This window comes from Aliivibrio sp. S4MY1 (genome assembly GCF_028765545.1).
Taxonomy (GTDB): Bacteria; Pseudomonadota; Gammaproteobacteria; order Enterobacterales; family Vibrionaceae; genus Aliivibrio.
In genome coordinates this window covers 1-13,262 of record NZ_JARACP010000010.1, presented here as the reverse complement: position 1 = coordinate 13,262, position 13,262 = coordinate 1, and the positions used below count along the sequence as shown (strand labels likewise).

Genomic DNA, 13,262 nt, shown 5'->3' with positions numbered 1-13,262 from the left:
CTCTTATTCTCTGTGGTAAGGATGATTGGCTGTAATGCTCCATGCTCGGTATAAGCTTTCTGCCATTACAACTCGAACAAGAGGGTGTGGTAGCGTCAGTGGAGATAAAGACCAACTTTGCTCTGCTGCTGCTTTACAGGCAGGAGAAAGCCCCTCTGGACCACCAATAAGGATGGATACGTCACGAGCGTCTAACTTCCAAACTTCAAGTTGTTCTGCTAACTGCTCGGTATCCCAACGCTTACCAGGAATATCAAGAGTTACAATACGGTTACCTTTAGGGACAGCCGCAAGCATGGCTTCGCCTTCTTTTTGAAGAATACGAGCAATATCTGCATTTTTGCCACGTTTTCCAGCGGTAATTTCAACAAGCTCAAGTGGCATGTCTTTAGGGAAGCGACGGCTGTATTCTTTATAGCCTTCTTCTACCCATTTCGGCATTTTTGTACCAACAGCAATTAATTGAAGCTTCATTAAACTAGCTCCACAACTTTTCTAGTTGATATAGCTCACGGTGCTCTTGTTGCAGAATGTGGATCATGACATTTCCCATATCAACAACCACCCATTCACCTTCCGCTTCACCGTCAATACCATAAGGCATTAAACCAATTTCTTTTGATTTATCTGATACGTTCAGAGCAATAGAACTAACGTGGCGTTTAGAGGTACCCGTACAGACAATCATAAAATCAGTAATGCTTGATTTATCGCGAACATCAAGAGTAATGATGTTTTCGGCTTTCATATCGTCAACATGGTTGAATAGAAAATCATGAAGTTCTTTATCTTGCAAAGTAATCACCTAGAAGAAATGGAGTATTTATGGAAGAGTATATCAGTGATACTCAATCAATGAGATAAGTTGGGTGTCACTGAAATGTGAATATTACACATATCTAACGTCAATTGGCTAAGTTGTGGCCAACAATTGGTATCAAAGTCAGTTTTTGTTGCTACTTCCATTAACGCCAATGAGCGAATGAGCTGCTGTATCTGTGGCATGGGTAGTCGCTGTAATGCGGATTGATACAGTGAACGGCGATTTTGCCAGACTTTATATCGGTCAAAAACCGTAAACATGGCTTCGCCCTGCGTTATCGCTTGTTGAAAATTCTGTAATAAGAAGAGCTCTTTTTGTAAGGTTCTTAATAAAATGACCACTTCCATGCCTTCACTTTCTAATTGACGCAAAATACGTTGCGCACGTTTAGCTTGGCCTGGCAATAATGTATCTACCAATTGGAATGGAGTGAAATGGTTATTTCTATTTAACGCTTCCTCAATACGAATTAAGGTTAATAAGCCGTCTGGGTATAGCAGCGCCAGTTTATCTAAGCTTTGAGCAAGGGCTAATAAGTTACCTTCATGCCATTGAGCAAGCATTTGTACTGCTTCAGCATCGGGTTTTAATTTCAATGTTTTACAGCGTTGTTGAATAAAGCGTGGTAACTGTTGATTATCAGGTGTATTACACGGAACAAATAATCCAAGTTGAGTTAATGCTTTAAACCATTGCGTATTTTCTTGTGCTTTGTTGACTCTTGGCCCTTGAAAAATTAGCAAAATATCATCGTGAAGTGCCGGTACCAATTCTTTTATTTTATTGGTATGTGCAGTCGTCAAGCCAGTATCAGGAATGGTGAGTTCCAATATTTGTCGAGATGAAAATAGGCTTAATGCTTGGGTGCAATCAAAGATTAATTCCCAATCAAGTTGTTTATCTAGCGTAAATTGGTGCTTCTCTTCAAACCCTTGTTTTATTGCGGCTTGACGAATGGCATCGAGGCTTTCTTGTTTTAAAAGCGGTTCATTGCCAAATAATAAGTAGCTCTGACGTAAACCTCTTTCAAGATTTTGAACAAGTTGTTCGGGAAATACTCTCATGACTATTGAATATTTCCTGTCGATGTATCCATCGTTTCAATGACTTCTTTGGTTGTCACTTTACTTTCAGTATTATCATCAAGCGTTGCTGTTTCAACACTTGTGCCTACTGGTGTGTCGTCTGCTTTTAAACGTGCCATTTGACGTAAAATTTGCTCAGCAGCCTGCGTTCGCATTTCATCTTCGATCATGTCACGTTCTACCGATTTCGCTAAGGCAGTTAATGGGTTATCAAGGTAGTTACGGTTTACTGATGTCGTATACGTTTTAATGTCATGTTCAGGGATAAGTACGCTATAAGTAACGGTATAGGTCAGCGCTTTTTCTGCTGCTCTGCTATTTTGATAAAGAGATAGAGTACGCTCACCAAGACTTTCACTGATTAAATTTAAGCTAGGCGTTACGGTTGTTGGTGCAACCTGACGGATCCCATTCATTCTTAATTGTTTTTGCACATTACGGGTTAAATCACTGTATTGGTCAAAACTGGTCAGAGAAACTTCATGCAGTTCTTCTGGTAATAAATAATTACCGCGCAAGTGGAATCCACAGGCTGAAACCATAAGTGAAAGAGTCAGAACAATAGTGGTTCGAAGAGAAAATAGAGATAAAAGACGTTTCACCGAGTAACTCCCTCAAGTGGTGTAAGAATGCTTATTTAACTGTTCTAATTAATTTGTCGTTTCAAAATAAAGCAGTTAAATAAGCATAAGCGGCTATCCGCTTATGCTTTAAATAGAAAAGTAATCTGATAAAAGGTTCAAATTACTTTTTACGTTTAAATAGTACTAACTGGTTAATATTAGTTAGCTACGATATTTAACAGTTTACCAGGTACATAGATTACTTTACGAATCGTTAAACCATCTAGGAACTTGATTGCGTTTTCATCTTTTAGACCAAGCTCTTTAACTTGCTCTTCAGTTGCATCTGCAGCAACGATCAGTTTTGCACGTAACTTACCGTTGATCATAACAACGATAGTTTTTTCATCTTCAACAAGTGCTTTTTCGTCAAATGTTGGCCATGCTGCTGTATCGATGTTCGATTCACCTAATGCGTCCCACATTGCAAAGCTTGCATGTGGTGTCATAGGGTAAAGCATAACAACAACCGCTTTTAGCGCTTCATCAAGAAGGGCACGATCTTGTGCTGATCCTTGAGGTGCTTTATTAAGCTTGTTCATCAATTCCATGATTGCAGCAATCGCAGTGTTGAATGTTTGACGGCGGCCAATATCATCACTTACTTTTGCAATCGTTTTGTGAACATCACGGCGTAGTGCTTTTTGGTCACCAGAAAGAGCGGCAACATCTAACGCGTCAGTTGCGCCTTTTGTTGTGTGCTCGTGAACTAATTTCCATACACGCTTAAGGAAACGACTTGCGCCTTCAACGCCTGATTCTTGCCATTCTAGAGTCATATCAGCAGGTGCTGCAAACATCATGAATAGACGTACTGTATCAGCACCAAACTTATCAACCATCTCTTGAGGGTCAATACCGTTGTTTTTAGACTTAGACATTTTGATCATGCCTGAGTGCTCAACATTACGGCCTTGGTTGTCGATTGCTTTCTCGATACGACCTTTTGTGTCACGCTCAATCGTTACATCTGTTGGTGCGATCCACTCTTTTGTGCCTTTTTCATTGGTGTGGCTAAATGCATCTGCAAGTACCATACCTTGACATAAAAGCTGCTTGAATGGTTCGTCAGAATTTACATAACCCGCATCACGTAGAAGCTTATGGAAGAAGCGAGAGTAAAGAAGGTGCATACATGCGTGTTCGATACCACCAACGTATTGGTCTACTGGTAACCAGTAGTTTGCTTTTTCTGGGTCTAGAATATCGTCAGCTTGTGGTGAACAGTAACGTGCATAGTACCAAGATGATTCCATGAAGGTATCAAAGGTGTCTGTTTCACGTAGTGCTGGTTCGCCGTTGAATGTCGTTTTTGCCCATTCTTTATCAGCTTTGATAGGGCTAGTCACGCCATCCATTACCACATCTTCAGGAAGAATAACTGGTAGTTGATCTGCTGGTACTGGGTGAACTTCACCATCTTCAGTTGTTACCATTGGGATTGGAGCACCCCAGTAACGTTGGCGAGAAACACCCCAGTCACGTAGACGGAAGTTTACTGTTTTCTTGCCTTTACCTTCTGCTTCTAGTTTCGCAGCGATTGCATCAAATGCCTCTTGGAAAGCAAGGCCGTCGAATTCACCAGAATCAAACAGAACGCCTTTTTCAGTGTAAGCCGCTTCAGAAACGTCTACATCAGAACCATCTTCAGGCTTGATTACTGGAATAATATCCAAATTGTATTTAGTTGCGAATTCGAAGTCACGTTGATCGTGAGCAGGAACGGCCATTACTGCACCTGTGCCGTAATCCATTAATACGAAGTTTGCTACATAGATTGGCACTTCACGACCATTAAGAGGGTGGATAGCACGTAGGCCAGTATCCATACCTTTCTTTTCCATCGTTGCTAATTCAGCTTCGGCAACTTTAGTATTGCGACACTCTTCAGTGAAAGCGAATAGCTCAGGGTTAGTTGCCGCCGCTTTTTCAGCAAGAGGATGACCTGCTGCGATGCCAACGTAAGTAACACCCATTAGCGTATCTGGACGTGTGGTATATACTTCTAAAGGTGCTTCTTCGCCGTTAACAGCAAAAGATAACTCTACACCTTCAGAACGACCAATCCAGTTACGTTGCATGGTTTTAACCATTTCAGGCCAACCATCAAGATTATCTAGGTCATCAAGAAGCTCTTGTGCGTATTCTGTGATTTTAATGAACCACTGTGGAATTTTCTTTTGTTCAACAGGGGTATCACAACGCCAACAACAACCGTCTTCAACTTGTTCGTTTGCAAGAACCGTTTGGTCATTTGGACACCAGTTCACAGAAGACGTTTTTTTGTAAACTAAACCTTTGTTGTATAGTTTAGTGAAGAACTCTTGTTCCCAACGGTAGTACTCAGGCGTACAGGTTGCAAATTCACGGTTCCAATCGTAACCAAAGCCTAATAGTTTAAGCTGGTTTTTCATGTATTCGATGTTTTCGTAAGTCCACGGTGCAGGCGCTGTTTTATTTTTTACCGCTGCATTTTCAGCAGGAAGACCAAACGCATCCCAACCGATAGGTTGCATTACGTTTTTGCCTTGTAGGCGCTGATAGCGAGAAACCACATCACCGATGGTGTAGTTACGAACGTGACCCATGTGTAGACGACCACTTGGGTATGGGAACATTGAGAGGCAATAGAATTTTTCTTTGCTTGCGTCTTCAGTCACAACAAACGTTTTGTTGTCGTCCCAATGTTTTTGGATCTTTTGTTCAAGATCCTGTGGATTATATTGTTCTTGCATCGATTTACCCAGTTATGTCAGTGGATCACAAAAAATGTGAGATCGGTTTGATCAGATAATACTTGATCGGCATAGAATAACTAATGGAGCGCTTATACTCAAGCGACCTGATAACCTTTAACTCACTCTTCGCTATATAAATCTAGCGAATTCTTGGAGGTGACTTATGTCTAAGCAAAAAACAGGTTATAACGCCGTCTTAGAGCGCGTAATGAATGTGTTAGAAAGAAGCCCTGAAGAATTTGAACACTGGGCTAAATCATCCGAAGAAGTGGTGGACGCTGCTTCTGATATGACCAAAGATGAATTGGCTTTAATTTCAAGTTATGTAAAACGAGACATGAAGGAGTTTGCTCAGAATTACGAAAAGAGCAAAACAACATTCCCTGATTCTCCTTTTTATCGATTAATCTCTGATTCTATTTGGCACGGTTTGCTTGAAATAACCGATAAAACACAAGTTGAATGGCATGAGATGTTTGATGACTTAGCACATCAGGGCGTTTATCAGGCAGGTGAAGTCGTAGGGCTTGGTATTTTGGTTTGCGAGAAGTGTGGTCATCGTGAGCAATTTAATCACGCACAAATTATTCAGCCTTGTACGCATTGTGAGAATGAAGAGTTTACCCGAGTATCTCTTAAGCCATAGCTGAGCTTATTGGCTAAAGCAGAAAGGTCTGTATCTCAATTAATAGATACAGACCGATAGAACTCAATTAGATTCTTTTACGCCAAGCAAGAAGTAAAGATAAAAAGACTAATAGGTATAAAGGCCATGAACCCCAGTAACGATATGGCGTTGTACCTATGGTTGGTATTACTTCGCCTCGCAATACAGCGGTAGTGAACTGAGGAATTTGTTTCGTTATATTGCCTTTATGATCTGTGATTGCCGTTACGCCGTTATTTGTTGAGCGAATAACAGGCTTTCCTATCTCTAAAGCTCGCATTTGAGCCATTTCCATGTGTTGCAGTGGGCCAATAGAAGTACCAAACCATGCATCATTAGATAGGGTTAAAATATAATCAGTTTGTGGTGTAATGTTTTCTCTGACCTGTTCGCCATAAACGATTTCGTAGCATAATGCAGGGGCTAATTGTGTGCCGCTGGCTTCCATGTTGGGTTGAATATAATCACCACGACTGAATGATGACATTGGCAGGTTAAAGATTGGTGCGATAGGGCGTAATAAGTTTTCAAAAGGAACAAATTCACCAAATGGAAGTAAATGGTGTTTGCTGTACCTTGGTTGCTGCGTGTAATCGTAGCCATTTGTTCCATTAACGCCTAATGAAATAATATTGTTGTAGAAATTACCGGTAGGGCTTTGGCCGACAATGCCAGTGATTACCGTGCTGTTGTTCATTGATGCTGCACTATCTAAATTACGTAGAAAACTAGGGATTTCAATTTCCAGTGCTGGTATCGCGGCTTCAGGCCATACGATAACATCGGCATCCCAATTTTTACGGGTTAAATCCATATATTTCATAATAGTAGGCCAGCGTTCGCTAGGCAGCCACTTAATTGCTTGGTTAACATTTCCTTGGATTAGCGCTACTTTTGTTGCTTTATCTGATTGAGGTGTAACCCAATCAAATGGTTTGGTGGCAAAAGAGCTGGCAATGATGACTGCTGGGATTAAAAGCAAAGTCCATTTTTTTTCCAGAAGGCTGTATACCATTGCCCCCACAGAAATCAGGATCATTAGTGTTATGCCTTCTACACCAAATATTGGGCCCCAAGCAGACAGTGGGCTATCTATTTGACTGTAACCTAGCCATAACCATGGGAATCCTGTAAATACCCAACCACGTAGCCAATCGGTGACAAGCCAAAGCGCCGGAGCGGCCAATAAGTATTTCGTTAGCTTATGGTTGCTAAAAATTCGTTGTAAAAGAAACGAGAATAGCATGGGATATAACGAAAGGTAGCTGATTAACCCTATCATTAAGAATAGGCTGGCAGCGACTGGCATGCCACCAAAGTTGTCGATACTGACATGAACCCAACTCACACCTGCACCAAAGTAACCTAAACCCCAAACAAAACCCAACCACGTTGCTTTTTTTGTTGTTTGTTTATGCAATAGCAATAAAAGAAGTAAAGGGGCAATAAAAGCAAAAGGCCATAAAGAGTAGGGAGCAAAAGCAAGGGTAGCGCTTGCGCCTGAAAGCAGAGCAATAAGAAGACGGGTGGCGTAGTGAGAAAGTAAAGGCATTGGCTATAACTCAAATAAATGTAGGTAGCGAAAGAGAGTTAGTCTGTATAAGTTAGATAAAGTTCAGCCACTGAGGATGTCAGTGGCTGATTGCATTATTCTGCTTCAGGTTCTTTATATTCCGATTCTTTATCAGGAATCGTTACTTGAAGTTGAATAATTCGACGGTTGTCAGCAGCAGTGACTTTGAATGTAAAACCTGAAATTTCAATCGTTTCACCACTTTCTGGTAAATGACCGAAACCAGTTAATACTAGTCCGCCAACAGTATCTATTTCTTCGTCGCTGAAGTTAGTTGAAAACGCGTCATTAAAGTCTTCAATTTCAGTTAAGGCTTTTACCGCAAAGGTATGTTTACTTAACTGACGAATGTCTTTTTCTTCTTCGTCATCAAATTCATCTTCAATGTCACCAACGATTTCTTCAAGAATATCTTCGATAGTAACAAGACCAGAAACCCCACCAAACTCATCAACTACAATGGCCATGTGGTAACGTTCTTCTCTAAACTCTTTTAAAAGCTTATCAACACGTTTGCTTTCTGGTACTACAACAGCAGGTCTAATAACTTGCTCTATTTCAAAGGCTTCACAGTCAGAGCCTAAGTATCTTAGTAAGTCCTTCGCAAGGAGTATACCTTCAACATGGTCTTTGTCTTCACTGATCACTGGGTAGCGTGAGTGAGACGCTTCAATGATGGTTGCTATCAGTGATTCAAGGTCTTGAGTTTTCTCGACCGTAACCATTTGAGAGCGAGGTAACATAATGTCTCTTACTCTCATTTCTGCTATTTCCATTACACCCTCAAGCATGTCTCGGGTGTCATGGTCGATAACTTCATTTTCTTCAGAGTCTCTAAATGCATCAACTAGGTCTTGGCGATCTTTAGGCTCTCCTTGGAAAAATTGTGAAAGGCGTCCTAAGAAGGACTTTCTACTCGGACCTTCTGTATTCTGTGAATTTTCGTCGTTCATGGCTTCTTTTAAAGTAAATGCTATCAATGTGGATAGCGCACATTAGTAACTACGGATTATCCCGTGGTTATTTCTCAGCAATGTATGGGTCTTCAAATCCCATACCTTGCATTAATTCGGTTTCGAGTGATTCCATCTCTTCAGCTTCATCATCTTCGATATGGTCATAACCTAGCAGATGCAGACTACCATGTACAACCATATGAGCCCAATGTGCTAATAATGGCTTATTTTGTTCAATGGCTTCGCTCTCAACAACTTGGCGACAAATAATTAAATCACCAAGTAGGTCAATTTCAATACCAGGAGGCGCTTCAAACGGAAATGAAAGTACATTAGTTGGCTTATCTTTACCACGATATTCGTGATTTAATTCATGACTTTCTTTTTCATCTACAATACGGATGGTTAATTCAGCTTGTGGTTGAAACTGTGGAATAACGGCATTTAACCACGTCATCAGTTCTTTTTCTGATGGTAAGCCGCTTTCGTTTTCACATGCAATTTGTAGATCGAGTTCAATACTCATTGTTCACCTGATTGTGTTACTTATTATTTTCTGCGTCAGCCATACGAGCGTCACGCTCTTGCTTTCTGCCTATTTCTTCTAGTTTACGCTCTTTTTGATCTTTTGCTTCCCATTTTTCATAAGCATTTACAATTCGAGCAACAACTGGGTGGCGAACAACATCATCTGCAATAAAGAAATTAAAGCTGATTTCATCGACTTCAGAAAGAACTTCAACGGCATGACGAAGACCAGATTTAGCCCCACGAGGTAAATCTATCTGGGTTACATCCCCTGTGATAACCGCTCGTGAATTAAAGCCAATACGGGTTAAGAACATTTTCATTTGTTCTACGGTGGTGTTTTGACTTTCATCAAGGATGATAAAGGCATCGTTAAGGGTTCTACCACGCATATAAGCAAGTGGAGCTACTTCAATAACGTTACGTTCAATAAGTTTCTCAACACGCTCAAAGCCAAGCATTTCAAATAGCGCATCATAAAGAGGGCGTAAATACGGGTCAACCTTTTGGCTAAGATCACCTGGTAAAAATCCTAATTTTTCACCGGCTTCAACCGCTGGTCGAGTTAACAGGATACGACGAACTTCTTGGCGTTCTAAAGCATCAACGGCGGCGGCAACAGCGAGATAGGTTTTACCTGTACCAGCAGGGCCAATACCAAAAGTAATATCGTGGGTGACTATGTTGGTTACATATTGTGCTTGATTTTCAGTTCTTGGCTTAATTAAGCCTTTCTTGGTTTTTATGAAGATCTCTTTTCCGTAAGGAATGGTTGATACTTCTTCTTTAGCTTGCTCTAAAATCCCCGACTCTTTCACCGCTAAATGAATTTGTTCTGGTTCAATATCAGGGTATTGATTTTTTATAGGGGCAGTATCGACGTATAGATCTTTGAGGATGTCGATAGTGGCTGAAACAGTATGAGGTTTACCAACGACGGTGAATTCGTTGCCTCGATAATTGATTTCGACACCCAAGCGGCGTTCAAGGTGTTTGATATTGTCATCAAATGGGCCGCAAAGGCTAGATAAACGGTGATTATCTGCTGGCTCTAAGGTCAACTCTAATTTGGTTGTTTTAATGCTCAAGATTGCCTCTCAGAATGCTAATTACAAATGCTTATCTATTATTTATTGGGTAAAGTATAAATTATCTCAAGGTTAAATAAGAAAAAAGATGATCAAGAAACCTTAATCATCTTTTTAGTTTTTGATTTTATTGAGGATGTCACATTATGGCGTAAAAGTACCTACACCAAGATCATCTTCACGGCGTGTTTTTTCCATCATCTCTGCTGGAGATACCGCAACGCGTAAACCCATTTCTTTTTCTGTACGCACTAGGTTACCGCGTAGAGAGTTAGTGAATGATTCAGTAATGTGAATATCAACAAATTGACCAATTAAATCAGGGCTACCGATAAAGTTAACTACGCGGTTGTTTTCAGTACGAGCACGTAATTCCATTGGGTTACGTTTTGACGGACCTTCTACAAGTGCACGTTGTACAGTGTCTAGCATTAGACGAGAGTAACGCGACGATTGGAAGTTAATTTGTTGTTGTAGTTCAGCTAAACGATCTTTCTTTGTTTGCTCAGGAATATCGCATGGATAATCAGCTGCAGGAGTTCCAGGACGAGCAGAGAAAACAAAGCTGTAGCTCATATCGAAATCAACGTCTTTAATTAGCTTCATTGTATCTTGGAAGTCTTTATCTGTTTCACCAGGGAAAGCGACGATAAAATCAGAGCTAATTAAGATATCTGGGCGAGCTTTACGTAATTTACGAATAATTGATTTGTATTCAATAGCAGTATGAGGACGCTTCATCATTGTTAGGATGCGATCAGAACCACTTTGAACAGGTAAGTGTAAGAAACTTACTAATTCCGGCGTATCTTCATATACCGCGACAATATCATCACCAAACTCTAATGGGTGACTTGTTGTAAAGCGAATACGGTCGATGCCATCGATAGAAGCAACCATACGTAGCAATTCAGCAAACGTACAGATATCACCGTCATACGTTGGGCCACGGTAAGCATTTACGTTTTGACCTAATAGGTTTACTTCACGTACGCCTTGTTCAGCCAGTTGTGCAATTTCAAATAATACGTCATCTAATGGACGGCTAACTTCTTCACCGCGAGTATAAGGAACTACGCAGTAAGTACAGTATTTTGAACAGCCTTCCATGATAGAAACAAACGCTGATGCACCTTCCGCTTTTGGCTCAGGAAGGTTATCGAACTTTTCAATCTCAGGGAATGAAATATCCATTACTGGTTTTTCATTTGATTGAGACTGTTTGATCATTTCTGGTAAACGGTGAAGCGTTTGAGGGCCAAAAATGACATCAACATAAGGAGCGCGTTGACGAATATGGTCGCCTTCTTGAGTTGCTACACAGCCACCAACACCAATCACTAAGTCTGGTTTTTTATCTTTTAAATGTTTCCAACGGCCTAATTGGTGAAAAACTTTTTCTTGAGCTTTTTCACGAATTGAGCAGGTATTTAACAACAGAACATCCGCTTCTTTTGGATCTTCAGTTAATTCATAACCATTTGCGGCACCTAAAAGATCGGCCATTTTAGATGAATCGTATTCGTTCATCTGGCAGCCCCAGGTCTTGATTAGCAGTTTCTTAGTCATGTAACTTTTTCACTCGTATTTTATTACTAGAATTCGGTACAGTTTTGAGAGACAAGCTCGATCAAAACGGATAGGGCGCGTATTGTACTGCTTTCCGCGCTTAATGACTAGATGTAGACACCCTTGAATATTTTATGGGTATTAGGCCGTATTGAGCTAGAAAGGTTAATTCGCACAATCTGATTGATTTTGATTAAGTGAAAATCACGGTAGAATAAAGGAAATAATTGACTCATATAAGGTCTATGGATGATGAAAAAATATGATTACACCATTGTTGGTGGTGGAATGGTAGGAGCGGCGACTGCTATTGGTTTATCAAAATTAGGGTATCAAGTTGCTATCATTGAGCATAAAGCTCCGGATTCTTTTGATAATAGCCAATCAATGGATGTACGTGTTTCTGCTATTTCTCAATCATCCGTTGATTTACTTAATGAGTTAGGTGCATGGGAGCATATTAAGAAAACAAGAGTTTGCCCTTATAAGCGTTTAGAAACTTGGGAGCATCCTGAATGCCGAACTCGTTTTCATTCTGATACCCTTAATATGGAACAGCTGGGGTTCATCGTTGAAAATCGTTTGATTCAATTAGGTTTATGGCAAGAGTTTTCTTCTTATGACAATTTAACGGTTGTTACACCGGCTAAAATCATCGAGCTTGAATTTTTTAGTGAGCACAATGAACTAACCCTGGATAATGGCAATAAAATTAAAACTAAATGGGTTATTGGTGCAGATGGTGCTAATTCTTATGTCCGCCAGAAAGCAAAGATCGGCATTACAGCTTGGGATTATCGTCAGCACTGCATGTTGATCAATATTGAAACAGAAAAACCACAACAGGATATTACTTGGCAGTGGTTTACACCTTCAGGTCCTCGCTCATTCTTGCCTTTACATGGAAATAAAGGCTCTTTAGTTTGGTATGACTCGCCTCAGCGCATTAAACAACTCTCTTCTATGACATCTATTCTGTTAGAAAAAGAAATTAAAGCGCATTTTCCACAAGAGTTGGGGGAGTTTACTGTAGAACAACATGGTTCTTTTCCTTTAACGCGTCGACATGCTCAAAAATACGTTGAACATCGTTGTGTTTTATTAGGTGATGCGGCCCATACTATTAATCCTTTAGCGGGTCAGGGTGTGAATTTGGGCTTTAAAGACGTAAAGGTGTTATTGGAAGAAATAGAGTCTAAAGGCACAGAGACAGATAAAGCGTTACGTATTTACGAATCAAGACGAAAAATAGACAATTTAGCGATGCAATCAAGTATGGATCTATTTTATACCTTATTCAGTAATTCTTTACCCCCAGTTAAATTTTTACGAAATGCGGGTTTAAAGTTAGCCGATTCATCTGGGGTGTTAAAAACACAAGCATTGAAATATGCGTTAGGTTTATAGAAATAATATCAAGGGCTAGAGCTTAGGGATGAGTAAAGCGAATCTGTACAAGATAGGGTGATCATTTGATCCCCCTTTTTTATTACGTGATATAAAAAGAACATGGATATGTGAGAAGAGATTTTAAGAGGAATAGTACAGACGAAAAAAAAGCCCATCAAATTAATGATGAGCTTTCTTAAAAATGGTTGGGATACCTGGATTC

12 protein-coding genes are annotated in these 13,262 nt (G+C 40.2%); 2 read left to right on the top strand and 10 right to left on the bottom strand.

Translation table 11 applies throughout. From position 1 onward, the window contains the following. Window positions 1–3: 3 nt before the first annotated feature. From rlmH to leuS, 5 genes are all read right to left on the bottom strand, one after another. Window positions 4–474: a 23S rRNA (pseudouridine(1915)-N(3))-methyltransferase RlmH gene (rlmH, locus tag PVK71_RS12335; RefSeq protein WP_060993527.1), complete on the bottom strand. Its 471-nt coding sequence runs from the start codon at window positions 472–474 to the stop codon at window positions 4–6. Window positions 475–478: 4 nt separating this feature from the next. Further along, on the bottom strand, window positions 479–796 hold the full coding sequence (gene rsfS / locus PVK71_RS12330) for a ribosome silencing factor (protein ID WP_165366864.1): 318 nt from the start codon (window positions 794–796) through the stop codon (window positions 479–481). Between the two features lie 56 nt (window positions 797–852). Then, window positions 853–1,887: a DNA polymerase III subunit delta gene (holA, locus tag PVK71_RS12325; protein ID WP_274419270.1), complete on the bottom strand. Its 1,035-nt coding sequence runs from the start codon at window positions 1,885–1,887 to the stop codon at window positions 853–855. A gap of 2 nt (window positions 1,888–1,889) precedes the next feature. Next, window positions 1,890–2,450, bottom strand: a complete 561-nt coding sequence (locus tag PVK71_RS12320; protein ID WP_274419280.1) for an LPS-assembly lipoprotein LptE — start codon at window positions 2,448–2,450, stop codon at window positions 1,890–1,892. A 239-nt stretch (window positions 2,451–2,689) separates the two neighbouring features. Next, window positions 2,690–5,266 carry a leucine--tRNA ligase gene (gene leuS / locus PVK71_RS12315; protein ID WP_274419271.1) on the bottom strand — a complete coding sequence of 859 codons (2,577 nt, stop codon included), beginning with the start codon at window positions 5,264–5,266 and terminating at the stop codon, window positions 2,690–2,692. 166 nt (window positions 5,267–5,432) lie between these two features. Here leuS and PVK71_RS12310 point away from each other — a divergent pair, with 166 nt between their 5' ends. Next, complete coding sequence (locus PVK71_RS12310) at window positions 5,433–5,915, top strand: zinc ribbon-containing protein (protein ID WP_130044779.1); 483 nt, start codon at window positions 5,433–5,435, stop codon at window positions 5,913–5,915. Between the two features lie 67 nt (window positions 5,916–5,982). Here PVK71_RS12310 and lnt read toward each other — a convergent pair whose 3' ends face one another. The 5 genes from lnt to miaB form a co-directional block, all read right to left on the bottom strand. Then, window positions 5,983–7,488 carry an apolipoprotein N-acyltransferase gene (gene lnt / locus PVK71_RS12305; protein ID WP_274419272.1) on the bottom strand — a complete coding sequence of 502 codons (1,506 nt, stop codon included), beginning with the start codon at window positions 7,486–7,488 and terminating at the stop codon, window positions 5,983–5,985. Between the two features lie 95 nt (window positions 7,489–7,583). Then, window positions 7,584–8,462 (bottom strand): CNNM family magnesium/cobalt transport protein CorC, encoded by an 879-nt coding sequence (gene corC / locus PVK71_RS12300; protein WP_274419273.1) that lies wholly within the window; start codon window positions 8,460–8,462, stop codon window positions 7,584–7,586. 67 nt (window positions 8,463–8,529) lie between these two features. After that, window positions 8,530–8,991, bottom strand: coding sequence for an rRNA maturation RNase YbeY (gene ybeY, locus PVK71_RS12295; protein WP_130044782.1), 462 nt, complete (start codon window positions 8,989–8,991; stop codon window positions 8,530–8,532). 16 nt (window positions 8,992–9,007) lie between these two features. Continuing rightward, window positions 9,008–10,081: a PhoH family protein gene (locus tag PVK71_RS12290; protein ID WP_274419274.1), complete on the bottom strand. Its 1,074-nt coding sequence runs from the start codon at window positions 10,079–10,081 to the stop codon at window positions 9,008–9,010. 144 nt (window positions 10,082–10,225) lie between these two features. Next, window positions 10,226–11,650 (bottom strand): tRNA (N6-isopentenyl adenosine(37)-C2)-methylthiotransferase MiaB, encoded by a 1,425-nt coding sequence (gene miaB / locus PVK71_RS12285; RefSeq protein WP_130048787.1) that lies wholly within the window; start codon window positions 11,648–11,650, stop codon window positions 10,226–10,228. 252 nt (window positions 11,651–11,902) lie between these two features. On the opposite strand from miaB, the gene PVK71_RS12280 reads away from it, so the two are divergent. Beyond that, a complete protein-coding gene (locus PVK71_RS12280) occupies window positions 11,903–13,057 on the top strand; it encodes a 2-octaprenyl-3-methyl-6-methoxy-1,4-benzoquinol hydroxylase (protein ID WP_274419281.1) in 1,155 nt (384 codons plus the stop codon). Window positions 13,058–13,262: the final 205 nt, after the last annotated feature.

Coding starts and splice junctions, on each gene's coding strand:
- ybeY (WP_130044782.1), bottom strand. CDS start 8,991: ATGAGTATTGAACTCGATCTACAAATTGCATGTGAAAACGAAAGCGGC.
- miaB (WP_130048787.1), bottom strand. CDS start 11,650: ATGACTAAGAAACTGCTAATCAAGACCTGGGGCTGCCAGATGAACGAA.
- PVK71_RS12320 (WP_274419280.1), bottom strand. CDS start 2,450: ATGGTTTCAGCCTGTGGATTCCACTTGCGCGGTAATTATTTATTACCA.
- rlmH (WP_060993527.1), bottom strand. CDS start 474: ATGAAGCTTCAATTAATTGCTGTTGGTACAAAAATGCCGAAATGGGTA.
- PVK71_RS12280 (WP_274419281.1), top strand. CDS start 11,903: ATGAAAAAATATGATTACACCATTGTTGGTGGTGGAATGGTAGGAGCG.
- lnt (WP_274419272.1), bottom strand. CDS start 7,488: ATGCCTTTACTTTCTCACTACGCCACCCGTCTTCTTATTGCTCTGCTT.
- leuS (WP_274419271.1), bottom strand. CDS start 5,266: ATGCAAGAACAATATAATCCACAGGATCTTGAACAAAAGATCCAAAAA.
- PVK71_RS12310 (WP_130044779.1), top strand. CDS start 5,433: ATGTCTAAGCAAAAAACAGGTTATAACGCCGTCTTAGAGCGCGTAATG.
- corC (WP_274419273.1), bottom strand. CDS start 8,462: ATGAACGACGAAAATTCACAGAATACAGAAGGTCCGAGTAGAAAGTCC.
- holA (WP_274419270.1), bottom strand. CDS start 1,887: ATGAGAGTATTTCCCGAACAACTTGTTCAAAATCTTGAAAGAGGTTTA.